This is a genomic window from Acidobacteriota bacterium, assembly GCA_034211275.1.
In the GTDB taxonomy this organism is placed as follows: Bacteria; Acidobacteriota; Thermoanaerobaculia; order Multivoradales; family JAHZIX01; genus JAGQSE01.
The window spans coordinates 1-24,802 of record JAXHTF010000098.1 but is presented as its reverse complement, the minus strand read 5'-3'; the positions used below and the strand labels follow the sequence as shown (position 1 = coordinate 24,802).

Annotated in this window: 20 protein-coding genes; 7 read left to right on the top strand and 13 right to left on the bottom strand. The window is 66.5% G+C overall.

Annotated elements, in window-relative coordinates:
• Positions 1-92: 92 nt before the first annotated feature.
• The 3 genes from SX243_15275 to SX243_15265 all read left to right on the top strand — a co-directional run bounded on the left by SX243_15275 (position 93) and on the right by SX243_15265 (position 3,618).
• Positions 93-1,298, top strand: coding sequence for an FAD-binding oxidoreductase (locus SX243_15275; GenBank protein ID MDY7094330.1), 1,206 nt, complete (start codon positions 93-95; stop codon positions 1,296-1,298).
• A gap of 338 nt (positions 1,299-1,636) precedes the next feature.
• Complete coding sequence (locus SX243_15270; protein ID MDY7094329.1) at positions 1,637-3,346, top strand: sodium:alanine symporter family protein; 1,710 nt, start codon at positions 1,637-1,639, stop codon at positions 3,344-3,346.
• Positions 3,347-3,366: 20 nt separating this feature from the next.
• Complete coding sequence (locus SX243_15265) at positions 3,367-3,618, top strand: DUF2442 domain-containing protein (GenBank protein ID MDY7094328.1); 252 nt, start codon at positions 3,367-3,369, stop codon at positions 3,616-3,618.
• A 4-nt stretch (positions 3,619-3,622) separates the two neighbouring features.
• Here SX243_15265 and SX243_15260 read toward each other — a convergent pair whose 3' ends face one another.
• The 4 genes from SX243_15260 to SX243_15245 form a co-directional block, all read right to left on the bottom strand.
• Positions 3,623-6,817 (bottom strand): hypothetical protein, encoded by a 3,195-nt coding sequence (locus SX243_15260; GenBank protein MDY7094327.1) that lies wholly within the window; start codon positions 6,815-6,817, stop codon positions 3,623-3,625.
• Positions 6,814-9,126, bottom strand: coding sequence for a hypothetical protein (locus SX243_15255; GenBank protein ID MDY7094326.1), 2,313 nt, complete (start codon positions 9,124-9,126; stop codon positions 6,814-6,816). The genes SX243_15260 and SX243_15255 overlap by 4 nt, the downstream gene beginning before the upstream one ends.
• A 267-nt stretch (positions 9,127-9,393) precedes the next feature.
• Complete coding sequence (speB, locus tag SX243_15250) at positions 9,394-10,284, bottom strand: agmatinase (protein ID MDY7094325.1); 891 nt, start codon at positions 10,282-10,284, stop codon at positions 9,394-9,396.
• Position 10,285: 1 nt separating this feature from the next.
• Complete coding sequence (locus tag SX243_15245) at positions 10,286-10,843, bottom strand: arginine decarboxylase, pyruvoyl-dependent (protein ID MDY7094324.1); 558 nt, start codon at positions 10,841-10,843, stop codon at positions 10,286-10,288.
• Positions 10,844-11,086: 243 nt separating this feature from the next.
• Between SX243_15245 and radC the strand changes: the two genes are divergently transcribed.
• The 4 genes from radC to SX243_15225 all read left to right on the top strand — a co-directional run bounded on the left by radC (position 11,087) and on the right by SX243_15225 (position 15,596).
• Positions 11,087-11,779 carry a DNA repair protein RadC gene (radC, locus tag SX243_15240; GenBank protein MDY7094323.1) on the top strand — a complete coding sequence of 231 codons (693 nt, stop codon included), beginning with the start codon at positions 11,087-11,089 and terminating at the stop codon, positions 11,777-11,779.
• Between the two features lie 101 nt (positions 11,780-11,880).
• Positions 11,881-12,756 carry an Hsp33 family molecular chaperone HslO gene (locus tag SX243_15235; GenBank protein MDY7094322.1) on the top strand — a complete coding sequence of 292 codons (876 nt, stop codon included), beginning with the start codon at positions 11,881-11,883 and terminating at the stop codon, positions 12,754-12,756.
• Between the two features lie 30 nt (positions 12,757-12,786).
• The gene (gene metG / locus SX243_15230; protein MDY7094321.1) at positions 12,787-14,778 is read left to right on the top strand and encodes a methionine--tRNA ligase; all 1,992 of its coding nucleotides are present in this window, start codon (positions 12,787-12,789) and stop codon (positions 14,776-14,778) included.
• A 29-nt stretch (positions 14,779-14,807) separates the two neighbouring features.
• Positions 14,808-15,596: a TatD family hydrolase gene (locus SX243_15225; protein MDY7094320.1), complete on the top strand. Its 789-nt coding sequence runs from the start codon at positions 14,808-14,810 to the stop codon at positions 15,594-15,596.
• Here SX243_15225 and SX243_15220 read toward each other — a convergent pair whose 3' ends face one another.
• From SX243_15220 to infB, 9 genes are all read right to left on the bottom strand, one after another.
• Complete coding sequence (locus SX243_15220) at positions 15,597-16,136, bottom strand: dockerin type I domain-containing protein (GenBank protein MDY7094319.1); 540 nt, start codon at positions 16,134-16,136, stop codon at positions 15,597-15,599. It abuts the gene before it with no gap.
• A 190-nt stretch (positions 16,137-16,326) separates the two neighbouring features.
• On the bottom strand, positions 16,327-17,082 hold the full coding sequence (locus SX243_15215) for a Nif3-like dinuclear metal center hexameric protein (GenBank protein MDY7094318.1): 756 nt from the start codon (positions 17,080-17,082) through the stop codon (positions 16,327-16,329).
• Between the two features lie 19 nt (positions 17,083-17,101).
• The gene (gene pnp / locus SX243_15210; protein MDY7094317.1) at positions 17,102-19,360 is read right to left on the bottom strand and encodes a polyribonucleotide nucleotidyltransferase; all 2,259 of its coding nucleotides are present in this window, start codon (positions 19,358-19,360) and stop codon (positions 17,102-17,104) included.
• 231 nt (positions 19,361-19,591) lie between these two features.
• Positions 19,592-19,861: a 30S ribosomal protein S15 gene (gene rpsO, locus SX243_15205; GenBank protein MDY7094316.1), complete on the bottom strand. Its 270-nt coding sequence runs from the start codon at positions 19,859-19,861 to the stop codon at positions 19,592-19,594.
• 125 nt (positions 19,862-19,986) lie between these two features.
• Complete coding sequence (gene truB, locus SX243_15200) at positions 19,987-20,961, bottom strand: tRNA pseudouridine(55) synthase TruB (protein ID MDY7094315.1); 975 nt, start codon at positions 20,959-20,961, stop codon at positions 19,987-19,989.
• 81 nt (positions 20,962-21,042) lie between these two features.
• Entirely contained in the window at positions 21,043-22,107 is a 1,065-nt protein-coding gene (locus SX243_15195) for a bifunctional oligoribonuclease/PAP phosphatase NrnA (GenBank protein MDY7094314.1), read from the bottom strand.
• Positions 22,085-22,438 carry a 30S ribosome-binding factor RbfA gene (gene rbfA / locus SX243_15190; protein ID MDY7094313.1) on the bottom strand — a complete coding sequence of 118 codons (354 nt, stop codon included), beginning with the start codon at positions 22,436-22,438 and terminating at the stop codon, positions 22,085-22,087. The genes SX243_15195 and rbfA overlap by 23 nt, the downstream gene beginning before the upstream one ends.
• On the bottom strand, positions 22,435-22,728 hold the full coding sequence (locus SX243_15185) for a DUF503 domain-containing protein (GenBank protein MDY7094312.1): 294 nt from the start codon (positions 22,726-22,728) through the stop codon (positions 22,435-22,437). Before SX243_15185 ends, rbfA begins: the two co-directional genes overlap by 4 nt.
• Positions 22,729-22,761: 33 nt before the next feature.
• Positions 22,762-24,802 (bottom strand): translation initiation factor IF-2 (gene infB, locus SX243_15180; protein ID MDY7094311.1); only part of this gene is annotated, 2,041 nt, incomplete at its 5' end.

The window sequence follows — 24,802 nt, the reverse complement described above, 5'->3', positions numbered from 1 at the left end:
CGCTTCCGAGGTCTGCGCTAGTCTCGACCGACCGACCGACGTCTCGATGCACTCCCAAGAACGACTTTACGATTTCGGAGAGCTTCCGCCCGATGATCTTGCGCCCCGATCCCGAGTGTCCCGAGCCCCCATCCTTTTGGCTGTCCCGCCCCCGGCCCGTCCGCGAGGTCCGCTACGCCGTCGTCGGCGGCGGGCTGGTGGGGCTCTCCACGGCCTATTGGCTGTCTCGTTCCCTCCCCAACGGCGAGGCTTCCGAGGTCGCGGTGCTGGAAGCCGGCGGCATCGGTGAGCGGGCCTCGGGGCGCAATGCCGGGTTCTTGCTCACCGGCTCGGCGGAGCCGCTGGTGGAGCTGGCGAAGGTCGTCGGGGAGGAGACGGCGCTGCGTTTCTGGGAGCTGTCGCGGGAGAACCGGGAGCTGCTGCGCCGGGAGCTGCTGGACGATGCCGAAGGCGGCGGCCCCCCGGTGGAATGCGAGTTCCTCCCCGAGGGCAGCTGGATCGCCAGCCTCGACGATCCCGCGGCGAAGGCGATCTTGGAGTCCAGCGCCGCCCGGCTGGAGGCCGCCGGCTTCGAGCTGCGCTGGGTCGAGGGACAGGAACTAGTCCAGGCCAGCGGTAGCTCGGGGCTGGGCGCGGCGCTGTATCAGCCCCGGGACGGCGGGCTGGACCCGGTGGCGCTGACTCGTGGCATCGTTCGGACGGGGGGCTTTCCGGTGCACACCGGCGTGCGGGTGCGTTCCCTGGAACCCGCCGGTGATCGGGTGCGGCTGGTGGCCGATGGAGGGGACTGGCTGGCGGAGCGGGTGGTGGTGGCGCTCAACGCCTACTCGCCGGAGCTATTGCCTCATCTGCAGGGTGCCGTGCGGCCAGTGCGCGGTCAGATGTTGGCGATGGAGCCTGGGGCCCGGCCCCTGCGCGGCGTTTGGTACATCGAGGACGGCTATCAATACCTGCGCCAGCTCCCCGACGGCACCCTTCTCCTGGGCGGCTGCCGCCACCACGACCGGGACCGCGAGGTGGGCTTCGCAGAGACCCCCACGGAGCCGATCCAGAAGGCTTTGGAGGAGTTTCTGCACCAACGCTTCCCGGCTTTTTCCGGGCGTTCGGTGGCCCGCCGGTGGGCGGGGATCATGGCCTTCACCGACGATGGTCTGCCGATGATCGGGGAAGTGCCGGAGGTTCCGGGGGCGATCTATGCCGCCGGTTTCAACGGTCACGGCCTCTCCCTGGGCTTCGCCGCCGGCCGCCATCTGGCCCACTGTGCCATCGAGGGCGCGGTGACGCCGTTGCTTCCCTAGGAGCTTGCTCCTAGGAGCTTGCTGAAAAACCCGCGTCGCGCTCCGAGCGGCTCTTTTCGGCCGAATCTTCGTTGTCGAACCGCGACGATTCCCGAATCGCCTGCGGTTCTCCGCCTCGATTCTGCTCGAAAATTTCACGCTCTCGCTTGCGACTGACTTTTTCAGCAAGCTCCTAGAGTCCTGTTGAGTCCCGCCGCTGCAATGGTAAGCTTCGCGGCGATCTGCCGATTTCGCAGTCGTCGGGCCGGAGGCTGAAGCTCCGGTGCCGGAAGCCGGAAAGTCCCGGTGCCGGTGCGCCCGAGACCGCATGAAGTGCCACAACCCGGGAGAGAAGACGCATGCGCGATTTCATCGAATCCATTGCCGCGGCCATTTCCGAGGGGGTGTCCACGACCCTCGGTCCGCCCGCCGATTTTCTGGCGGGCTATGTGTGGAACTGGCCGTCTCAGGCGCCCCTGTTGGCCATCGTCCTGCTGCTCACGGGGCTGTTCATCACCCTGCGGCTGGCCTTCGTCCAGGTGCGCGGTTTTCGACACGCCATCGACATCACCCGGGGCAAATACGACGATCCCAACGACGACGGCGATCTCAAGCACTACCAGGCCCTGAGCACCGCCCTTTCCGCCACCGTCGGCATCGGTAATATCGCCGGCGTCGGCATCGCCATCCGCATGGGTGGCCCCGGGGCGCTGTTCTGGATGTGGGTTACCGCCTTCTTCGGTATGGCGCTGAAGTTCGCCGAGTGCACCCTGGCGATCAAATACCGCAAGGTTCACGAGGACGGCTCGGTCTCCGGTGGACCGATGTACTACATCGAGATGGGCCTGGGCAAAGCCTGGAAGCCCATGGCGGTCTTCTTCGCTGCTCTGGCGGTGATTTGCTCCTTCGGCAGCGGCAACATGAATCAGAGCAACACCATGGCGGTGAGTCTGGAGCAGAGTCCGCTGGCGATTCCCGCGGTGTGGTCGGCGCTCTTCTTCGCCACCGTGGTTGCGATGGTGATCATCGGCGGCATCCAGCGCATCGGCCGGGTCACTTCCTTCCTGGCCCCGGGCATGGCCGCCGCCTACGTCCTCGGTGCCACCGTGATCCTGATCCTCAATATCGGTGATATCCCCAGCAGCTTCGCCCTCATCGTCACGGAAGCGTTCAACCCGACGTCGGTAGCCGGCGGCGGTGTCGCCTCGTTCCTATTGACCTTGATGTGGGGCGTCCGACGAGGTTTGTTCAGCAACGAGGCAGGGCAGGGTAGCGCTCCCATCGCCCACGCCACCGCAAAGACCGACGAGCCGGTGCGGGAGGGCCTGGTGGCTTCCCTGGGACCGTTCATCGACACCCTGGTGATCTGCACCATGACCGGCCTGGTGATCATCAGCAGCGGTGCCTACAAGGACAAGGTCGAGCGCACCTTCCCGGTGTACACCGCGGAGGCCCTGATGGGCAATCCCGCCAGTGATCAAGAGCTCCTCGAGCTGCGCGGCGCCGATTCTGAGGCGGCGAGCCTGCCGGTGCAGGACGGGCGTTTGGACGGCGTCGGCCTGGTGGTCTTCGACGGCTTCGTCGAGAACCTGCGCCTGGAGGACGAGGCCGGAGCTCCCTGGAACGGCGCTCTGCGCTACGACCCGGAAGCCAAGATCTTGGCCGCCGAGGGCGGTGGCGTCGAGCCGACGGTCCGAGGTGAGGTCTTCCTCACCGGCGCCGAGCTCACCACCCACGGCTTCATGAAGGGCTTGGGCCCGGTGGGGCAGTGGATCGTGATCATTGCGGTGCTGCTCTTCGCGGTGTCGACGGCCATCTCCTGGTCCTACTACGGCGACCGGGCGACGGAGTACTTATTCGGCAGCCGCTTCATCCCCGTCTACCGATGGGTCTTCGTGGGCTTCTTCTTCCTCGGGGCGATCCTGCCCTTGGAGGCGGTGTGGACCATTGGAGACGTGGCCCTAGGCCTCATGTCCTTCCCCAACCTCATCGCGCTGATCCTGCTTTCCGGCTCGGTGGTGGCCATGAGCAAGGACTACTTCTCCCGGGAGCAGAAGCCGGATCGGTAGCGGGCTCTCGGAGAGTCGATGTGACTGAGCTGACCCCCCTGGCCGATCAGGTGACGGTTACCGATGAAGAGCTGAAGGTTGTGCTGGTAGACGGTCGCCGGGTCTGTGTGCCGTTGACCTGGTTTCCTCGGCTCCTGGAGGCTCCACCAGAAGCTAGGAACCGTTGGGAGCTGCTCGGTGATGGCGAGGGTATCCATTGGCCGGATGCGGACGAAGATCTCAGTGTCGCCGGCTTACTGGCGGGGCGGCCCGCTGCCCCGATATCGGCATAGATTCCTAGTGCTCGACCTCGTTGCGGCGGATACCACCGTCGATGCTGATCGCGTAGACCGGCAGCTCGCTGGCGATGGGCTCGTCGTCCACCATCTCCACCTCTCCCGTGGGGTGGATCTTGAACTCCGCGGCGAATAGGTAGGTGCCGTAGAGCACGGAGGCCTGGGACTGCCACGAGCCATCGTCTTCCTGCTCCGGCTCCGGGGATTGGATCTGCGCGCCGAAGGTTTCGAGCAGGGTGTCGGCGCTCTCCGGCAGACCGTGGCCCGCCAGGCCTTCGGCAGTCCGAACGATGCGGAAGGGGCCGCCTTCGCCCTGGGTGACATTGCAGAAGAGCTCCAGGTAGGCGGTGGCCTGCTCGGCGCCGTCGATCTGGATTGGCAGCTCCTTGTTGAGGGCATGGAGCTGGGCGGGGGTTCCGTCGAGGAGCCGGAGAGCGTCTTCGCTGTCCAGGACCACCAACGACACCAGCTGATCGCCCCGGCGCACCAGCAGCTCCACCAGGCTCCATCCCGCATAGAAGGGCAGGGCCAAGCGCCGCGAGCGCAGGGTGTGTTCCACCAGGACCTCCCGCGGCAGGTCGTGGTCGGAGCGAAGTACCTGGGCGAGCTCGCCCACCGTCGTCACCGTCTCGGAAACCCCATCGTCCTCCCATCCGTCGAGGATGGTGATCAACGGTGGGAACGGCCACGGGGATGCATCCGGAGCGTCTGAGAGCCGGGCTTCCAAAGCCATCAGCTCGTTGTCCTGCAGCGGAGTAGGCGGTGCCGAGACGCGCCGCAAATCGTCCACGAACTTCTCCCCGATGATGGGAAGACCGGTCGTCAGCGGAGAGTCGTCGAGCATCTCCACCATGCCGGTGGGATAGATCTTGAAGTCCGCGTCGAACAATGCATTGGAGTACTGCACCGCAGCGGAGGCAGCCCAGAAACCGTCCTCCTGGGGCTCCAGCTCCAGGGGGTGGAGGTGCTCCTCGATGGTCGAGACCTGCCAATCGGTATCCGGCGGAAGGAGGGGCAGGATGTCCTCCGTATCGGTGATCAGGCGGAACGGCCCTTCCTCACCGTGAACGGCGCCGCAGAAAAAGCGCACATAGGCGTCGGCCTGCTCCGGGGTTTCCAGGACGATGGGCAGCTCGTGGTTCAGATAATGCAGCGGCGGTGAGGTTCCCTGAAGCATCAGGACGTGCTCTTCCCCCTCCACGGCGACGGCGGCGGCGACGGTTCCTTCCTCGGTGAGCAGCAAGACCTCCAAAGCGTTCCAGCCGGGATAGAAAGGCAGCTTGGTGCGGCGGGCGCGTAGTGCTCCGTCGACCACGGTCTTCGCCGGCGGGGAACCGTCCTCCGGCAGCGCGGCGGCGAGGCGGCTGACGGCCTGCACCAAGTCCTCCCCCGCCAACTCGGACCACGGCGCCCGGAAGAACGGTGGCAGCGGCCAGCTCGGCTTCTCGGGGGCTTCCAGCAGCCGATGGCGCAGAGCGGCGGCCGCGAGGGTGTCGAGGGGCTGCTGGTCGCGCTCCAAGAGCTTGGGGCCCGAGGTGCTGCGGGCAGGGCGCCGCAGACGGTGGAGCTCGGCCCGACGGGGGTGGTCCGCAGGTAGCTGGGTGAAGAGGCGCTCGAGATTCTCCCCACTCGGGGTCGTGCTCCCTCGGGCGGCCAGTCGGCGGATTTGGTCGAAGGTCTCGAGGCATTGCTCCAGGAGCTCGGAGTCGCCCCCTTCTCGAGCCTCCAGCTGGGCCAGCTGATCGGCGAGCTGGTCTCCGAGGATTCGGTTGATGCGCTGGTCGAGGGCGGCACGAGTGGCAGGGGTCATGTTCAGAGCCTCCGTCTGATCGAGGAATCGAGAGCGTTGGGCGGGGTCCCGAGCAACCCGGGCGAGAAGCGAGGCCATGGCCTCCAGGAACGCTCCATTGTCGGCGTCGAGGAGGTCCTTCCACTCGCTGCGGCCCAGCAGCAGGGCGGCGAGCTCTCGAGCCCGGGGGTCGTCCGCAGGGAGGAGCACGAAGGCGATCCCAGCACCTTCTACGGCGACCTTCCGCAGCTCGTAGGAACCGGCGTCGTCGGCGAGGTGCCAAAGCTCCTGAACGCCTTCGATCAAGGCCTCCCGGTGGCCACTGAGGGCAAGGTCGGTCCAGACGTGGATCAGGGCGTCGTCGAGGGCCCAGGTGTGAGCCAAGGCCTCGCCGAAGTCCTGGGCGTCGTCGATCCCCTCCGCTGCATCGGCTCGCGGTGCGACGGCGATGAGCTGTTGCCGGAGCCGCTGCTCCAGCCACTGCAGCGAGGGCCGGGGCAGCTCGGGCAGCGGCAGGATCCGGTTGAGCACCTGCAGGGACTCTTCGGTGAGCTCGTCCCCGTCACCGGCGAGGCTCCCGCTCTCCAGGTCTTCGAGGTGTTGGCGAGTCTGGTCCACCGCCAGAGCGGCGGCCTCGCGGCGCAGCTCCCCATCGAGGTGAAGGAGGTCGGCGACTTCCGCCAGCAGCAGGATGACGCTGTGGCGGTTGGCCCGCAGGCTCTCGCCGTTCTGGGCCAGAGCCTCGTCCAGCAGCTGTTCTCGCCAGGTTTGCCACCAGCGGGTGGGCAGGGTGACGTCCCGCCGGTTGCGGTAGCGCACCAGGGCGGAACGGCACAGCCGGCACGCCCGGTCCAGCAGCTTCCCGGTCTGCTCCGGTTGGGCGGAGCGCGCCGACAGGCTGCGGGCTCCGGCGTCCATGGTCGCCCCCAGCCGTCCCAGCGGGATCGAGTCCTCCAGTTGAGGCCAGATGCAATATTGGACGTTGGAGGCGAGGCGGAAGAGCAGCAAGGCTTCGGTCTCGGAATCGACCACCGGCGGTAGGTAGTCCTCGGCGATGCGTTCGAGAGCGGCGAGGGATTCTTTCGGCTCCTCGACGTCGCTGGCGTAGGTGTAACCCAGGCCGAGACGGAGGGCGGCGTTGACCACCCCTTCGTCCTTGTCCCGAAGGCCTTCGAGGCCGGCATGGAAGAGCTCGCTGCGCAGGGCGCGCTCCTCGTCGGTGATGGGCGGAGCGTCGCCTTGACCCTTTTGCTTCCCCCGAAGCTCCCAAAACAGGCTGGCCAGGGCGGTGTTGAGAGTTCCCGCAGCGTGTTCCAGCACCACCGGCTCGGAGCGGGAGCGCAGCAGGTCGCGGGCCGCTTCGGCCAGATGCAGCAGATGCTCCATGGTCAGGTCCAGCCGGTTCATGCGCTTTCACCGTCCTCCCTCATCGACGGGTTGAAGATAGTGGTGAGGGGCTTACGGGGCGCGGGGAAGTCCGACAGCAGGGCCGGCGGCTCGGTGTTCAGGAGGATCCCATTGAAGCGGGCGCCGAGGCAGCGAGCGGCATAGGAGTAGGCGAGGGCCGTCCACCCCGCGACGCGGGAGCTGAGGTGGTCGAAGCGGCTCGGATCGTCGGGGGCCCCTAGCCGTTCGTCGAGACGGTCGAGGAGATCCAGCACCATGTCCTCTGCGTCGGAGGAGGGCGGCGAGTCGCCGGAGGCGGCGTTGATCAACCACAACATGCTGGCGATGAACGGCGCCAGCAGCTCGAGCTCCAGGGACTCGCTCTCCGGCAGCAGCCAGCCGAGGCGGAAGACGTCCTCGGGGTAGTTGTCGAAGCATTTCTGCACGAAGCTGGCGGTGTCCTCCCGACCGTTCTTCCAGGCGAGGCGCCGCAGCCAGCGGTTGCGGCGCTTGATACCCAGGGAGCCTTCGTTCTCCGGCAGCAGGGCTTGGAGCACCAGTCGCTCGCCGAGGAGATCCGGCTCCAGCGGCGGCAGGCGCTTGCGGACCTGCGCTGCGTGGGTCATGGCGACCCTCGCGTAGGTCCCGAAATCGGGATCCTCCGGCAGGTCCAGGCCAAGGGTCGGCTGTTCGTAGAGCTCCTCGAGGTCCTTATTGTCAAAGCCGCCGGTGAAAGTGGTGAGGAGGAGGAGGTTCTCGTACTGTGTCGCCTCTCGGTCTTTGAGCTTCCAGACCTCCTCCCGCTCTCGCTCCAGCAGCCGCTCGAAGAGTCGGCCCCGGGTCAGAGCTCCGCGCTCGGATGTTGCGGAGAAGAAGTAATCGTTGGCGATGGCGTCTCCCACCAATGCGGCGTAGAGCGGTCGGCGGCGGCGATCATGGTAGTCCAGGGCTTCGAGCAGGCGGGCGTCACTCCAGCCTTCGCCGTGGCTGGTTGCGGTGCCTTCGGTGCGTTGAATGCGCTCGCGCATGATCTGCACCAGCACCGCCTCGTCGAGGGGGCCCAGGCGATGCCCGGGACCCTGATATTGGCGAGCCGCGGCCCGCAGCTCACCGGTGAAAATCTGCTCGAGATTGGGATCGTCGCTGCGCCGTTCCACCAACAAGATCCTCACCGGTGGCGAAAGATCTCCCGCCCGGGCTCGGTGGGCGAAGGTCTGGATGAATTCCGCGACCCCTTCCTTGTGCCCGGCGTAGTCGACGATGATCAAGGAGGGGTGATCCGTGCGCCAGGTCCGGGCGGTTTCCCGGGACACCGCGCCGGGAATGGCGAAGCCTCGGCACGGCCACTGCTCCGAGCGGATGTAGAGCTCCAGGGCGAGGCGGCTCTTGCCGGTTCCGGCGCTGCCGGAGAGGATGCTCCAACGGAAGACCGGCTCGTCGGTGGTGGAGAGGGCCAGGGCCTGCCGGACGGCTTCGAGGTCCGGTTCTCGGCCTAGGAAGCGATCGAACTCACGGCGATAAGCGAGGCGATCCGCTTCGCTGTCCGGGCCTTCTTGGACCCGGGGATCCTGTAACCAGCGGCTGTCGGGAGCTTGGCGGTGCAGGAGCTCGTGAACACCGTCGCGGATCGCCGCCTGAGACGGACGATCCTGGTGAATTCTCTGCTGGTGATCGAGCCACAGGACCACCGCCCAAGCCTTCCCGTGGAGCGGTTCCCCACCGGTAATGTCCTGACGCAGCAACGCCTCCGCCTGCGCCTGCATGGAGCTGGCGAGGAAGTGCGCCAGCGGCGTCTTGAGATCTCGGGTCAGGGGGACCCGAGCCCCATAGGCGAGCTCTTCCAGCAGCGCCTCCCAATCCTCGAAGGGCAGGGGGGATCGGGTGTCGGTGGTCAGCAGGGCTTCGAGGGGCGAAGGCCCGCCATGCTCCGCCGTCGCCGGGGCTCCTTCCGAGGCGGTGGGAGCTTCCTCCATCAGGGGCAGGAAGAGCAGGGTGCGATGGAATCCCCGGGCCTTCTTCGACAGCCGGCGCAGATCGTCCCTCTGGTGCCGCGGAAACCGGTCCTCGGCCTGCTGGAGGCAGCGCTCGAGGGCGAGATCGCCGAGCTCCCACAGGGGCTCGCGCAGGTCCGGAAGCTGGTCTCGATCGCTACGGGGCAGGAAGAGCTCCGGCGAGGTGAGCTCCACCAGCTTGGCGCCGGAGGCGACGAGGACCGCTGCGAGAGCCGGGTTGGCGGTGCCCGCCGCCACCACCGCACCGGCCCCGGCGGCGGAGAGGACGGTGCGGGCGGTGTTGATGAGAGCGACCTGGCGGGCCCGTTCTTTAACCATCGAGTGAAACTTCCCTTCGAACCTCGACGCGGTGCGCGAAGGATCCTTCCGAGGCAAGAGCGCCGAGGAGGCGCGCGCAGTAGCTGCCCTGGTAAAGAGGGCCCTTGCGCAGAATAAATGTCGATCCGAGACGAACTATAGCAGTCTCGAGAACGCGGCAGAGACCTTCGGATGTTCCACCGATGCCAACGCTTGGAGGCGGGAGGACGAGATGGGCTTGGGCCCGTTCTGGGGAAGGGGAGAGGAAGGGGCGGGGGACGAGCGGCCTCAGCTCGCCGAGGATTCGGCTTCCGCCAGGTAGCCGAGGCATTTGTACACCAGCTTGGCGGCCAGGAAGTCGCTGGCGGGCTGCCCGCCGATGGGGGCGAGCTCCACCACGTCCATGGCCAGGACGCGCTTGGTGGCGAAGAGCCGGCGGAGCATGCGGAGGGTGGGCCACCAACGGCCGCCGCCGGGCTCGGGGGTGCCGGTGGCGGGGACCAGGGACGGGTCGAAGAAGTCCAGGTCGAAGGTCAGATAGACCGCCTCCGGCAGCTGCTCCAGGAAGCGGTCGAAGAGCTCGTCACCGCGTTCCTCGAGCTCGTAGCCCCAGATCACCGGTAGCTTCCGTGCCTTCACCAGCTGGGCCTCCGGCGACGACAGCGAACGAATCCCCACCGCCAGGGTCGGAGCACCGTCTTCGACGATGCGGCGCAGGACGCTGGCGTGACTGTAGGGAGTGCCTTCGAACTCCTCCCGTAGATCGGCATGGGCGTCGAATTGTACGACTCCCACGGCATCGCCATGGGAGGCCGCGGTGGCGCGCACCGGCGCCAGGGACAGGCTGTGCTCGCCGCCCAGGGTGACGAGGAATTTGCCGGCGTCGAGATGTTTGCGGGCTTCCTCCTGCACCTCTTCCAGGGCCTCCGCTAGATCGAAGCTCTCGGGCTGGAAAAGGGGCAGGGTGTGGATGCCGAGCTCCGCCGGCTCCCGCTGGAGCTCCTCATCGTAGAGCTCCAGCTGATGGGAGGCGGCGAGGATGGCAGCGGGGCCGCCGATGGTGCCCTTGCCATAGCTGGTGGTGCGCTCGAAGGGCACCGGCAGGATCACCGCCCGAGCGCTCTCGTAGTTTGCCTGCTGGGGCTCCAGGAGGGCAAAGTTGGCCGGCTGGAAGGCCATCTCAGGGCAGCAGGACGGAGGCGGCGATGACCGTGGTCCAGCGCCCCTCTTTGTCCCCCTTGGCGGTCTGGGTGAGGGCGGAGGTACGCACGATCTGGCCGGAAATCTTCCAGATCTCCCGCTTCTCGTCGTAGCTCTTGTCGGGATCGAAATCCACTCCCAGGGTGGTGGCCAGCATGGTGGCGGCCAGATCCTCGGCGTAGTCGCTGGCGGTGCGGCTGTCCTCGCCGTAGCCGTGGTGCTCGGAAAGGTAGCCGTATTGGTCACGGTCGGTGGGTTGGGCGACGCCCACGGAGGCGGCGATCATGCGATGGGGCTCGTTGGTCGCTGCTTCCGCCACCACGCAGGGAACCACGGCGCCGGCGGGGAGCATCTCCAGGCCCTTCTTCTTGGGGATGATCTTGCACTGAGGCGGGAAAATGCTGCTAACCCGAACGATATTGATGGCGGCGATGCCGGCACCGCGCAGGGCCATCTCGAAGCTGGTGAGCTTCTCGCGGTGGACTCCCACACCACGGGTCAAGAACATCTGGCGGGGGACGAAGAAGGTGCTGCTCATGAAATCTCCTCGGGACGGATGGACGATGCGCTGCCACCCCGGATAGAGCGATGCTACCAAGGCGAAGCGAGGCGGTTTTAGCAGCAGCCTTCGGCGGCTGTCAATCGCTTTTTTTCTTCCCGTCTGGTTGACCGGTGAGCGATGGCGGCTGCTCTTAGCGTCTTGGTGGGTGTAAGCGATCTCGCGGCGGAGCTCGTTGCGGGGAATCGACCATCCAACAGACTTCATCCAGGAGGAGAGCCCGTGACGCACCAGCAACTGACCACGATCCACGAAATGCCCACCCAGGAACGCCCCCGGGAACGATTGCTGCGCCACGGCAGCCAGACCCTCAGCGAAGCGGAGCTGCTGGCGGTGCTGCTGCGCACCGGGGGCCGGGGCCGCTCCGTGCTCGAAATGGCACGGGAGCTGCTGGACGAGTGGGGTGGCCTGGCGCGGCTGCCGGGGTTGGCCTACGGCGATCTACGGCGGCGGGGCTTGGGAGAGGCCAAGGCGGCGACCCTCCTGGCGGCGCTGGAGATCGCCCGGCGACTGGCCCGGGAAGAGCTGCCGGAACGCCAGCTGATGAAGCGGCCGGACTCGGTGGCGGACTATCTGGCCTTGCGCTATTGCCGCCGGGACCAGGAGATCATGGGGGGCCTCTTCCTCGACACCCGCCATCGCCTTTTGGGAGAGCGGGAGTTCTTCCGGGGCACGCTCCAGCGCACCTCGGTGGAGCCACGGGTGATTCTCAAAGAAGCCTTGGTGCGGGGGGCCGGCGCGCTGCTGCTCTTCCACACCCATCCCAGCGGGGATCCCTCACCCAGCCTCGAAGACCTGAGCTTCACCCGCCGCATGGTCAAGGCTTGCGATGTCATGGGGGTTCCATTGGTGGATCATCTGATTCTCGGCGGCGCCGGCCGCTGGGCCTCCCTCCGCCAGCGCAAACCATGGTAGTCGAGCTCTGGCCGTGTTAGCTTAGAGGGCTTGCGCCGCCCCCTGGAGCGAGCCTTCCGAGCGGGAGTCATTCGGTGGCCGGCGGGAACCGAGGAGACGATATGAGCACCCCATCGACCATCCTGTCCCAGGGCGGCATTCGCCATGGCCTGGCCGGCAGCGGTGATCTGCGCTGGGCCCAAACCGATCTCACCCAAGCGGTGGAGACGGTGCGCCGACGCCTCGATCTCTCCCCCCTGGCAGCGGTGGCCCTCGGCCAGCTGCTGGCGGGAACCGTGCTGATCCAGCGCTTGGTCACCAAGACGCCGTTGCGCCTGCGCCTGGAAGTCCGCGGCGACGGCCCCCTTGGCCGGCTGCAGGCGGAGGTGGACGCCGAGGGCCATCTCCGGGGATCGGTGGATCACGGGAGAGCGGAATCCCCGGACGGCAGCCTAGGCATCGCTTCCGGCATCGGCCACGGGCTGCTGCGGGTGGTGCGCCAGACCGCCCGCGGCAACTACGAGAGTCAGGTGGAGCTGGTACCCTCGGGTATCGGCCAGACCCTGACCCACTACCTGGAGCAGAGCGAGCAGATCCGCGCCGCGGTGCTGCTGGGGGTGATGGCCCGCCCCGAGGGGATCACCGCCGCCGGCGGGCTGGTGCTGGAGGCGCTGCCCGACGCCGATGGCGATCTCTTGCTGGCGGTGGAAGAGCGCATCGCGGAACAGGAGAGCGTCAGCCGGCTGCTGGAGAGCCCGGACGAAGACGCCCTGCTGGACGATGTCCTGGGGCAGCTGGACCGCGAGACTCTGGCCAGCGACACCTTGAGCTACGCTTGTAGCTGCGATCGCGACTCCTTGCTCCAGCGGCTGCGGGAGTTGCCGGTGGAAGATCTGGAATACTTGGAGCAGAAGGGCGGCGACGGTACCGAGGTGGTGTGCACCTACTGCGGGGCTCGCTACCTGTTCCAAGCCGACGAGCTCCGCCCCGTTCAATAGCCGCGAAATTCCACGAGTGAAAGCCCAGCCATGAAGCGCTTCTACGTCACCACCCCCATCTACTACGTCAACGACCGGCCCCACATCGGTCACGTCTACACCACAACGGTGGCGGATGCCATCGCGCGCTATCACCGTCTGTGCGGCGAGAAGGTCTTCTTCCTCACCGGCACCGACGAGCACGCCGCCAAGGTCGCCGAAGCGGCACGAGAGCAAGGACTGGAGCCCCGGGCCTGGGCGGACCGCAACGCCGAGGCCTTCCAGCAGACCTTCCAGCGCCTGGGCTCCAGCCACGACGACTTCATCCGCACCTCCGAAGCGCGTCACGAGGAGCGGGTCTTGGGCTACGTGCGCCAGCTGATGGACAGTGGCGACGTCTACCTGGGGGAGTACGAGGGCTGGTACGACGAGGGCCAGGAAGAGTACGTGCCGGAGGCCAAGGCCAAGGACAACGAGTTCAAGAGCCCCATCAACGGCAAGCCGCTGGTGCGCAAGAAGGAGCACAACTATTTCTTCCGCCTGAGCCGCTTCGCCGAGCCCCTGCTGGAGCTGCTGGAGAGCGGTGAGCTGGAGGTGCGGCCGGAGGCTCGCCGCAACGAGGTGGTGGCGCGCATCCGGGAAGGGCTCCACGATGTGCCCATGAGCCGCACCGGCGCCGGGGATTGGGGCATCCCCATGCCCGGGGATCCGGAGCACACCATCTACGTCTGGATCGACGCCCTGTTCAACTACCTGACGGCGGTGGATACCGACGAGCGGCGAGAGTTCTGGCCTGCTCAGGTGCATTTCCTGGCCAAGGACATCCTGTGGTTCCACGCGGTGGTTTGGCCGGGGTTGTTGCTGGCTCTGCGGGCACTTCCGGGGAATGATTGGATCCGCCTGCCTCAGATCGTCTACTCCCACAGCTTCTGGATCCGCGAGGGGCAGAAGATGAGCAAGAGCCTGGGCAATTTCATCGATCTCGAGGAGTTGGACCGCTACACCCGGGACTTCACCCTCGACGGCCTGCGCCACTTCCTGCTCACCCAAGGTCCCCTGGGCACCACCGACAGCGACTTCGCCGAGGACCGGCTGGTGGACGTCTACAACAGCGACCTGGCCAACACCCTGGGCAACAGCATCAGCCGGGTGGTCAACATGACCCACCGCTACTTCGACGGTCGGGTGCCGGAGCCCGGGCCGAAGGTGCCGGCGGGGGAGGGGCACGGTGACACCGCCGAGACCTGCGTCGCCCGCTGCCGCCAGGCCTACGACGACCTGGATCCGGCGGCGGCGGTGATCGCGGCGCTGGATCTGGTGCGGGCGGTGGACGGCTATATCGACAAGACTCGCCCCTTCGCTCTGATCAAGGATCCGGAGCGCAAGCCCGAGGTGGGCACCATCCTTTACAACTGCGCCGAAGCCCTGCGCATCGCCACCGTCCTCCTCTGGCCCATTATCCCGTTCAAGGTGGAGGAGGCCTGGCAGCGGTTCGGCCAGGTAGGCCTCATCGAGGCCCTGGCCGCCGGAAATGGGGACGTAGAAGACTGGTGCCGCTGGGGTGGGTTGCAGCCGGGAACCGCCCTCGAGAAGGGGCCGGCGCTCTTCCCGCGCATCGACAAAGAGAAATACCTGGCCCAAAGCCCCGCCACCGCGGGCCGAGCCCAATCATCGGCAACAGCGTCATCGGCGGAGGGCGCCGAGGAGGAAAACGACGGCATGATCAGTATCGACCAATTCTTCGAGACCCAGCTGAAAGTGGGCATCGTCCAGGCGGCGGAGGCGATTCCCAAATCGTCCAAGCTGCTCAAGCTCACCGTCGACGTGGGCGAGGAAGAGCCCCGCTCCGTGGTGGCGGGCATCGCCAAGGCCTATGAGGCGGAGGAGCTGGTAGGCCGCAGGGTGGTGGTGGTAGCCAATCTGCAGCCGGCGAAGCTGATGGGCGTGGAGTCCCAGGGCATGGTGCTGGCCGCTTCCCTGGACGGCAAGCCGGTGCTCGTCTCGCCGGTAGAAGAAGTGCCGCCGGGCACGCAAGTCCGATGACCGATGGCTCGGTAGCGGGAAAGAACGGCATGGCTTTCGATTCCAACGCCCTGGTGGATTCCCACTGTCACGTCCAGAGCCTGCCCGCGGACGAGCGGGAGGCGGCCTTGGACCGTGCTCGGGAGCGCGGCGTCGAGGGCTTCCTGCTCCCCGCCATTCGGCTCTCCGAGGCGGAGGAGCTATTGGACTTCTGCCACCGCCACGAGGGTGTCTGGTGCGCTCTGGGAGTGCACCCCCACGAGGCTTCCACATGGCAGGACGGCGACGAGGAGCGGCTGCGTTCCCTGCTGACGGATCCCAAAGCGGTGGCGGTGGGGGAGTGCGGCCTCGATTTCCACTATGACAACTCCCCTCGGGAGCAGCAGCACGAGGCCCTGCGCGCCCAATGGGCCCTGGCACTGGACCTCGGCCTTCCTGTGGTGGTGCACAACCGGGACAGCAACCAGGCCATGCTCGACGAGGTCCGGCGACCGGAGCACCGGGAGCTTCAGGGAGTCTTCCACTCCTTCGCCGGAGGTCTGGAGATGGGCCGGGAGCTGGTAGAGCGGGATTTCTACCTCGGCTTCACCGGCATGGTCACCTTCCGCGCCGCGGACAATGTGCGCGAGGTCTTGCCGGTAGTGCCCCCGGAACGCCTGCTGGTGGAGACCGACACCCCCTACCTGGCCCCGGTACCCCACCGCGGCCAGCGCAACGAGCCCGCCTACGTAGTAGAAATCGCTCAGCGGGTGGCGGACGAGCTCGACGAGCCCCTCACCGACCTCACCCGCCGCACCACCGAGAATTTCTTCCGGTTGTTTCCCAAGGCGGCGGGCTGATCAGAACTCGCAGGCCGGGACCCCGTCCTCGATGCCGTAGTAGAGCTTCTGGAAGAGCGTCATGTCGTAGGTGGTGATGGTGCCGTTGTCGCTGGCGTCGGCGTTGGAGAGGGTCACAGGGTCGGTGATGTAGTTGATGTTGAGGATGTGCTGGCGCAGGATCTGGGTGTCGTCGTAGTCGGCACCGGTGCTCTCGTCCGCCCATTCCAGCTCACCGTCCCAATCCATGTCGCCGCAGCGCGGGAAGGTGGAGATGGTGCCGGTGATGACGTTGGCGATGAGGATAGCGTCGAACCAGCCGCCGCCGGGGGCGGTGGTGCAGGGGGTGCCGTCGCCGTCGACGTCGGCGTTGAATTGCTGCTCCAGGGTCAGCGGTGTGTTGTTGATGCAATAGCCGCGAAGCAGGCCGATGTCGGTGATGCTGAGGGAGCCGTCCCCGTTGAGGTCTCCGAGCTCGCAGCAAGGCGGTGATTGGGCTTGGGCGGGCAGTGCCAGGACGGCCAGGATCAGGGCGAGACTTATGCTGGCAACGTACTTCATTCCGTTCTCTCCTTAGAAAAGTAGACTCCAGATAAGAGCTGTCGGGAGAGTACCCGCGGGCCTGGGAAAGATCAATCCTTTCCCGCAGGCCCCTTTTCGGAGACCCTTTTCCAGAGCCCCTTTGCCGAGATCTGGCCGGGGCCGATGAAGCTGAGAGAGGCGGAGAGAGAGGGACAGCGAGGGAGAGAGGCTAGACCGGGTTCGGCACGTCGATGAACTCGACGTCGAGGTCGAAGGCCTGGGCGATGTGCTCGCCGAGGGCCTGGATGCCGCAACGCTCGGTAGCGTAGTGGCCACAGGCGAGGAAGTGGATCTGGTTTTCCCGCGCCAGATTCATCACCCACTCGCTGACCTCGCCGGTGAGGAAGGCGTCGAGACCTTGGTCGATGGCGGTGTAGAGCTCCTTCTGGGCTCCGCCGCTGATGATGCCGAGGGTGGAGACTTGCTCCGGGCCGCTGAGGAAGGCGAGGGGCTCCTGGCGGTAGAAGTCTTCGGTGCGACGCACCAGCTCCGGGGCCGGGACCGGCTCGGGGAAGCGACCCTTGAAGCCTACGGGGTAGCCCTTGTGGTCCCCGAAGGGTTCGAGCTCCATGAGGCCCAGAGCGCGGGCCGCCACGGCGTTGTTGCCGACTTCCGAATGACGGTCCAGGGGCAGGTGGTAGGCGAGGAGGTTGAGATCGCCGGCCATCAGCTCGGCGACCCGCCGATACTGCATGCCGGTGAGGGAGTAAGGCATGCCGGTCCAGAAGATCCCGTGGTGGACCAGCACCGCGTCCGCCTCCGCCTGCCGGGCACGCTCGAAGAGCTCCTGGCAGGCGGAGACGCCGGTGACGACCTTGCGGATCTCGCGCCGTCCCTCGACCTGGAGGCCATTGGGGCCGTAGTCCGCGCCCTCGTGGGCGTGGAGGTAGCGGTCGAGGTAGGCGACGAGCTCCGCGCGGTCCATAGCTATCTAGGGTGGGGCCTTAGCGTCCGCGACCGCCGCCACGACCGCCGCGTCCGCGACCGCCGCCGCCGCCACGGCCACCGCGATCACCACCGCGGCCACCGCGATCCCGGCCACGGCCGCCGCGATCCCGATCACCGGAAGGCGCGGGAACTCCCATGCCCTCGTAGTCGGCGGGATCGAAGTCCGGATCGTCCATGATCACGGCCTTGCGGGAGAGGCGGATCTTGCCGCTGTCGGGGTCCATGTCGATGACCTTGACGGTGATCTCGTCACCCTCGGTGCAGATGTCCTCGACCTGACCCACCCGATAGGGCGCCAGCTCGCTGATGTGGCACAGGCCCTCGGTGCCGGGCATGATCTCGACGAAGGCACCGAAGCCCTCGACGCGCATCACGCGGCCGGAGTAGGTGACGCCGATCTCCGGCTCCGCGGTGAGGCGCTCGATGATCTCGATGGCACGCTGCGCCGCCGGCTTGTCCGGGGAGGCGATGATGACGTTGCCGTCGTTCTCGATCTCGATGTCGCAGCCCGTCTCCTCGATGATGGAGCGGATGGTCTTGCCGCCGGGACCGATGACGTTGCGGATCTTCTCCTTGCTGATCTCCATGGTGTAGAGCCGCGGAGCGTACTGGGAGAGATCGTCGCTGGGCTGGGGCGCGGCCTTTTCCATCAGATCGAGGATGTGCATGCGGCCGGCCTGAGCCTGCTCCAGCGCCTGACCCATGATCTGCTTGCTGACGCCGCCGATCTTGATGTCCATCTGCAGGGCGGTGATGCCCTCGCGGGTACCGGCGACCTTGAAGTCCATATCGCCGTAGTGGTCTTCCTGACCGGCGATGTCGCTGAGCACGGCGAAGCGGTCGTCCTCGTCCTGGATCAGGCCCATGGCGACGCCGGCCACCGGCGCCCGCAGGGGCACGCCGGCGTCGTACAGCGCCAAGGAGGCACCGCAGACGGTGGCCATGGAGGAAGACCCGTTGGACTCCAGAATGTCGGAGACCACGCGCACCGTGTAGGGGAACTCGTCCTCGTGGGGCAGCATCGGGGTGATGGCCCGGCGGGCGAGGACGCCGTGACCGATCTCACGGCGGCCCGGGCCGCGCAGGAAGCGCACCTCGCCGACGGAGAAGGGCGGGAAGTTGTAGTGCAGGAGGAACTTCTGCAGGCTCTCGCCCTCGTATTCCTCGATGATCTGTGCGTCCCGGCGGGTGCCGAGAGTCGCCGTCACCAGGGCCTGGGTCTCACCGCGGGTGAAGAGGGCCGAGCCGTGGGTGCGGGGCAGCAGTCCGGTCTGGATGGTGATGTCGCGGATCTCGTCCAGCTTGCGGTCGTCGAAGCGGACGGCATTCTCCAGGATGGTCTCCCGCAGGAAAGCCTCCTCGAGGGTGTGGACGATCTTCTTGACCTGGCCGCGGATCTCGTCGTCGTCCTCCGGCAGGGTCTCCAGGAAGGGGTCCAGCACCGCGTTGACGTTGTCCCGGCGGTCGAACTTCTTGGCGGTGAAGAGGGCCTTGCGCAGGGGCTCGCCGATGGCGTCCTTGACCCGGTCGAAGAGTTCCTGGGGATAAGGTTCCGGGGACTCCCACTCGGGCTTCTTGATGCCGGCCTCGCGGGCCATGTCCTGCTGCACGGCGATGATCTTCTTGATCTCCTCGTGAGCCTGGAAGATGCACTCGAGGATGACATCCTCTTCCACCTCGTTGGCGGCGGCTTCCACCATCACCACGGCCTTCTCGGAGCCCACCACGACCAGGTCGAGGTCGGCGATGTCGCGCTGGCTGTTGGTGGGGTTGAACACCACCTCGTCCTCCACCAGCCCCACCCGGACGGCGCCGACGTGGTGGTAGAAGGGAATCTCGGACAGGGCCAGGGCGGTGGACGCGCCGTTGATGGTGAGGATGTCGCTGTCGTTCTCGCCGTCGGCGGACAACACGAACCCGATGATCTGGGTCTCGCTGAAGTAGCCGTCCGGGAAGAGGGGACGTAGAGGCCGGTCGATGAGACGGGCGGTGATGGTTTCCTTCTCGCTGGGGCGGCCTTCGCGCTTGAAGAAGCCACCGGGGATGCGTCCGCCGGCGGAGCTGTACTCGCGGTAGTCGACGGTCAGGGGCAGGAAGCCCCGGGGGCTCGCCTTGCCCTTGGCCATGGTGGCGGTGACCAGCACCATGGTGTCGCCGACGCGAACGGTGCAGGAGCCGTCCGCCTGGGTGGCCATATGCCCCGACTCGATGATCATGGTGTCGTCACCGACGGGGATTTCTCTACGTAGTTTCATTGCTTCTCTCTTTTCTTCTCTTCTTCTTTCTTCTGCTTCCATCCCGGACTGCCGGCCGACATGGGTCGGTTCTTGGGCGCCCGAGGGCCGCGGATCGATACCGCGACGACGATACGCCGAAACAGCCGCGCTGAAGGCCGCCACCCCGTGGGGATGGCGCTTCTAGGCTCCGGCGTATCGGCTCTGGGAACCGGCTCGACGGATCGAAACCGGCTCGGGATCAGGGGCTGGCTACTTGCGGATGCCGAGCTTCTGGATGATGGTCCGGTAGCGCTCGATGTCCTGCTTCTTCATGTAGTCGAGCAGGCGGCGGCGCCGTCCCACCAGCTTGAGCAACCCACGCCGGCTGTGATGGTCCTGTTTGTGGGTCTTGAAGTGCTCGGTGAGCTCGGTGATGCGGTGGGTCAGCAGGGCAACCTGGACCTCCGGCGACCCGGTGTCACCCTCGTGCAGCTGGTACTCTTCGATAATTCCGCTCTTGACTTCCTGTGTCTGAGGCAACTTCTCTTCCTCCAATTATCTTTCTTCAGCCTGCGGATTCTACCACAAGCATTCCTTCGTCAATGTTCTGAACAATCGGTGAGTCGAATCTCTCTCGAGGCCCTTGCCATGGAAGGTTTCCGGCCCTATTTGAACACCACTCTCGGCTGGATGACGCCGACCCGGTCCCCGATGCGCTCGGCGATGGTGCCGACGGCGATGAAGTGCTGACGCTGGTCGAGGAGCTGCACCCAATCGCCCTCTTCGCCTTCGAGGTCCCGCACCAGAACGGTCTGGCCGTTGTTGATGCGCTGCTGCTGCTTGGCGTCCGCCACCACCTGACCGAAGGGGAGGGGAATGCGGTCGAAGGGGATCCAGGCGTTGCCCAGCCAATCGGTGTCGGTGCCGTTGGTCCCCAGTCCAGCAGCCTGGCCTGGCTCCGGAGCTCCGTCCGGAGCCAGCAATTCCGCCCGGCGATCCTCGAGCTCTTCGATGGTGGCGGCGTCGTCCAGGCGAAAGGCGCCGACCTGAAGCCGCCGGAGCTCCGCCAGATGAGCGCCGCAGCCCAGGGCCTGCCCTAGATCGTGGGCCATGGAGCGGGCGTAGGTACCGGAGGAGCAACCAAGGCGAAAGGGCAGCCGGCCGTCTGCCAGCTCGCCCTGGGGCGAGAACTCGAAGATCTGGACCTCCTTGGTGGACTCCGGCACTTCCTCGCCGCTGCGGGCGAGTTGGTAGAAGCGCTTGCCGTCCTTCTTCTTGGCAGAGTAGCGGGGAGCTTGCTGGAGGAGGGTGCCCTGGAACCCCTCCATGGCCTGCACCACGGCGTCGTGGGTGAGGTCGTCGATGGGGTTCTCCGCCACCGTTTCGCCACCGGCGTCGTAGGTGTCGGTTTCGATGCCGAAGCGGATCACGCCCTCGTAGACCTTCGGAGCCCGGATCAGGAAACGGGTGAGGCGGGTGGCACGGCCAACGGTGAGCACCAGTAGGCCGGTGGCACCAGGGTCGAGGGTCCCGCAATGGCCGATCTTTTTTTGCCGCAGCAGCCGGCGGCACTGCTGGACGATGTCGTGAGAAGTGCAGCCGGCGTGCTTGTCGACCAGGAGGAGTCCGTCTTTATTCATCGCGCTGAGGTGCTGTGGGGGGTTGGGTTCAGCTCCCGCGCCCGGGGGTGGGGGAGCTGGTGAAAGGAAAGGGGTGAGTTTCTAGCTCTCGCCCTCGGATGGCTCCTTGGACTCGGACTGGCCGGTGCTCTCCCCGCCAGGTTCTTCTTCCGAAGCCTCTTCTGCAGCCTGGGTGAAGAGAGCCGTGAGGGCTTCGACGATCTGCTGTCGACCTTCCGGGAAGTCCGCTTCCAGCTCGCAGCCGGCGGCGTTCTTGTGGCCACCGCCGCCGTGGGCAGAGGCGATCTTCTCGACGTCCAGCTCTCCCTGGCTGCGCAGGGAAACTTTGAGAGTCTTCTCGTCCTTGCGCCGCAACAGACCCACCGCCTCGACGCCGGCGATGGACCGGGGTACGTCGATGAGCCCTTCCGCATCCCCCGGCTCGGCGCCGGCGGCCTCGAACGCCTCGGGGGTGAGCAGAGCAGTGGCGATGCGGCCGTCGTGATGCAGCTCCAGGGTCTTGAGCATCTCGCCCATCAGCCGCACCATGCCCAGAGGCTGGTTTTCGTACAGCCAATGGGCCACCTTGGACGGCTGGGCGCCCTGGTGCACCAAGTCTGCGGCGGCTTCGAAGGCTGCCTCGGTAGCGTTGGCGAAGCGGAAGCCCCCGGTGTCGGTGACCAGCGTGAGGTAGAGCAGGGTAGCGGTCTGGGCGTCGAGCTCCACGGTCATGGCCTTGGCCAAGCGATAAACCATGGACCCCGCCGACGGTGCCGCCGGGTCGACCCAGCTGACCTTGCCGTAGAGCTGATTGCCCAGGTGATGATCGATGTTGACCAGGGGCAGACCGCCGAAATGGTCTTCCAGCCCGGTGCGCTCGAGGCTCGGGCATTCGAGGACGATGACGCCGGAAAAGGCCTTGGGGAACCCTGCCGGCGGCTCGTCGCCGACCACGATGCGCTCGGCACCGGGCAGCTGGCGATAGATCTGGGGCGTTTCGTCGCGCATCCAGATGAGCGCGCTCTTCCCCATGCGGCGGAGGACCCGGGCCATGCCCAGGGCCGAGCCGATGGAGTCGCCGTCGGGGTTGCGGTGGCTGGTGAGCAGAAAGCGGTTGCCGCGGCGGATCAGCTTGAGGAGTGCGTCAGGTAGGTTCGTCGCCGGCATGGAGGTTCTCCAGGATTTCCGAGATTCGCTGGCTGTGTTCCGCGCCGCGATCGAGGCGGAAGACCAGCTCGGGGGTGGTGCGCAGCCGCAGCCGTTTCGACAGCTGGGTACGCAGGTAGCCGCTGGCGTGGATCAAGGCGTCCACCGCCTGCTGGCGTTGGTCCTCCTCGCCGAGGGCTGAGACGCCGATGACGGCCCGGCTGAGGTCTGCGTTGACTTCCACAGTGGAGATGGACACCAGCTTCACCCGGGGGTCTTTCACCCGGTGGAGGAGGAGGTCCGAGAGCTCCGCTCGGAGTAGCTCGGCGACGCGGTCGGTACGGCGGATCATCGAGCTTCCTCCAAGACCCGCGGGTACCAGCCGGAGACCATGGCGGCGGGCTCTGCGTCGAAGACCCGGCGCAAATCTTCCAGCAGGTTCTCCATCTCGCCGTAGCGATTACCCACCACGGCAATAGAGATCTCCGCCCGCTGGTGCAGGTCGTGGAAGTCGGTCTCCGCCACCGACACGCGGTAGCGGCGGTGGATGCGCTCCACCAGGCTCTTGATCACCTTGCGTTTCTCCTTGAGGCTGCGCACCCCGGGTAGGTGCAATTCGCACACCGTGACTCCGACGAACATCGATCAGCCTGTAGGTTGGGGGGATGGGGCGGCTCAGAGAGTCTGAGCCACCTCTTCCTTGGCGAAAGCTTCGATGATGTCGCCCGGTTTGACGTCCTGGAAGCGCTCCAGGCGGATGCCGCAGTCGAAGCCGCTGCGGACCTCCGAGGCATCGTCTTTGAAACGCCGCAGGGAGCCGATCTTGCCCTCGTGGACGACGACGTTGTCGCGCAGCAGGCGCACGGAAGCGTTGCGCTGGATCACGCCTTCGACGACGTGGCAGCCGGCGATGGTGCCGGACTTCGGAACCTTGAAGGTTTCCCGCACCTCTGCACGGCCCAGCTGAACCTCCTGGAAGGTGGGTTCGAGGAGGCCGGCCATGGCCTTGCGAAGCTCGTCGATGAGCTCGTAGATGACGGTGTAGAGGCGAATCTCCACCTCTTCTTTTTCCGCCAGGTCGGAGGCGTTGCGCTCCGGACGGACGTTGAAGCCGATGACGATACCGCCGGAGGCCAGGGCCAGCTGGACGTCGTTGGTGGTGATGGCACCGACGCCGGCGAGGAGGGTGCGCACCTTGACTTCGTCGGTGGCGAGCTTCTGCACTGCGTCCTTGAGTACCTCGACGGAACCTTGGACATCGGCCTTGAGCACCACCGGTAGCTCTTTGATCTCGCCGGTCTCGATCTTGGTGAAGAGCTGATCCAGGGAAATACGGCCCTGGGTCGGGCTGAGGGAGCGCTGGCGCTCCTCGTTGGCGCGGAATTCCGCGATGCTGCGAGCCTTGGACTCTTCCTCCAGCACCTGGAAGGTGTCACCAGCATGGGGCACGTCGTTGAAGCCGGTGACCTCCACCGGCGTCGCCGGGCCCGCTTCTTCGAGGCGCTGGCCCAGGTCGTCGGACATGGCGCGGATGCGGCCCCAGGTCTTGCCGCTGACGAAGGAGTCTCCCACCTGCAGGGTGCCGTTTTGCACCAGCACGGTGCCGATGGTGCCGCGGCCCACTTCCTTGCGGGCCTCCAGCACGACGCCCTGGGCAGCGACCTCCGGGCGAGCCTTGAGCTCGAGGATATCGGCTTGCAGCAGGATCATCTCCAGGAGCTCCTGGATGCCTTCCTTCTTGAGCGCCGAGATGTGCACCGAGACGGTGTCGCCGCCCCAATCCTCGACCAGCAGGTTGTGATCCGCCAGCTCTTTCTTGACCCGATCGGGGTTGGCGTTGGCCTTGTCGATCTTGTTGACCGCCACGATGATCGGCACGTTGGCGGCGCGGGCGTGGTCGATGGCCTCGATGGTCTGGGGCATGACGCCGTCGTCGGCGGCCACCACCAGCACCACGATGTCCGTGACCTTGGCGCCGCGGGCGCGCATCATGGTGAAGGCCTCGTGACCGGGGGTGTCGAGGAAGACGACCTTCTGGCCGTGGACGTCGACACCGTAGGCGCCGATGTGCTGGGTGATGCCACCGTGCTCACCCTCGATCACCCGCGAGGAGCGGATGGCGTCGAGGAGAGAGGTTTTGCCGTGGTCGACGTGACCCATGATGGTGACCACCGGAGCGCGGGCGACCTTCTCGCCCTCGTCGCCGGATCCTTCCATCTCCAGCTCCTCGGTCAGCTGCACTTCCTCCTCGAAGCTCACGACCATGGTCTCGACGCCCAGATCCTCGGCGATCTTCTCCGCCAGCTCGGCTTCCAGGACGTTGTTGATATTGGCCATGACGCCACGGGCGAAGAGGGCTTTGATCAGGTCCTTCGACTTGACGCCGAGCTTCTCGGCGAACTCGCGGACGGTCATGCCCTCGGAGATCATCACCGGGCCTTCCGGCGCGCTCTCCTTGAAGGTGAGCTTTTCCACCACCGGCGCCGGTGCCGGCTGACGGCTGCGGTCTGAGCGGCGGCGGCGCTGTCCGCCACCACCGAAGCTGCCACCTCGTCCGCGGCCTCGGCCACGAGCGGTGCGGGCAGGCTGGCTGGGGCCGGAGGGGGCGCGCACACCACCAGGGTCGGCGGTGACCTTGGCGCGTTTGATCTGGCGCACCTTGGGAGGCTCGGCCTTGGCCGCCGCCGCCGGCTTGGTCTTTGGCGGCTCTTCGGCC

Excerpts from the sequence above, each read along its gene's own strand:
- rbfA (MDY7094313.1), bottom strand. The coding sequence starts at position 22,438 with ATGATCCGCCGTACCGACCGCGTCGCCGAGCTACTCCGAGCGGAGCTC.
- SX243_15185 (MDY7094312.1), bottom strand. The coding sequence starts at position 22,728 with ATGTTCGTCGGAGTCACGGTGTGCGAATTGCACCTACCCGGGGTGCGC.
- SX243_15195 (MDY7094314.1), bottom strand. The coding sequence starts at position 22,107 with ATGCCGGCGACGAACCTACCTGACGCACTCCTCAAGCTGATCCGCCGC.
- SX243_15255 (MDY7094326.1), bottom strand. The coding sequence starts at position 9,126 with ATGGTTAAAGAACGGGCCCGCCAGGTCGCTCTCATCAACACCGCCCGC.
- metG (MDY7094321.1), top strand. The coding sequence starts at position 12,787 with ATGAAGCGCTTCTACGTCACCACCCCCATCTACTACGTCAACGACCGG.
- SX243_15270 (MDY7094329.1), top strand. The coding sequence starts at position 1,637 with ATGCGCGATTTCATCGAATCCATTGCCGCGGCCATTTCCGAGGGGGTG.
- SX243_15275 (MDY7094330.1), top strand. The coding sequence starts at position 93 with ATGATCTTGCGCCCCGATCCCGAGTGTCCCGAGCCCCCATCCTTTTGG.
- SX243_15220 (MDY7094319.1), bottom strand. The coding sequence starts at position 16,136 with ATGAAGTACGTTGCCAGCATAAGTCTCGCCCTGATCCTGGCCGTCCTG.
- SX243_15260 (MDY7094327.1), bottom strand. The coding sequence starts at position 6,817 with ATGAACCGGCTGGACCTGACCATGGAGCATCTGCTGCATCTGGCCGAA.
- speB (MDY7094325.1), bottom strand. The coding sequence starts at position 10,284 with ATGGCCTTCCAGCCGGCCAACTTTGCCCTCCTGGAGCCCCAGCAGGCA.
- SX243_15215 (MDY7094318.1), bottom strand. The coding sequence starts at position 17,082 with ATGGACCGCGCGGAGCTCGTCGCCTACCTCGACCGCTACCTCCACGCC.
- SX243_15235 (MDY7094322.1), top strand. The coding sequence starts at position 11,881 with ATGAGCACCCCATCGACCATCCTGTCCCAGGGCGGCATTCGCCATGGC.
- pnp (MDY7094317.1), bottom strand. The coding sequence starts at position 19,360 with ATGAAACTACGTAGAGAAATCCCCGTCGGTGACGACACCATGATCATC.
- SX243_15245 (MDY7094324.1), bottom strand. The coding sequence starts at position 10,843 with ATGAGCAGCACCTTCTTCGTCCCCCGCCAGATGTTCTTGACCCGTGGT.
- SX243_15225 (MDY7094320.1), top strand. The coding sequence starts at position 14,808 with ATGGCTTTCGATTCCAACGCCCTGGTGGATTCCCACTGTCACGTCCAG.
- truB (MDY7094315.1), bottom strand. The coding sequence starts at position 20,961 with ATGAATAAAGACGGACTCCTCCTGGTCGACAAGCACGCCGGCTGCACT.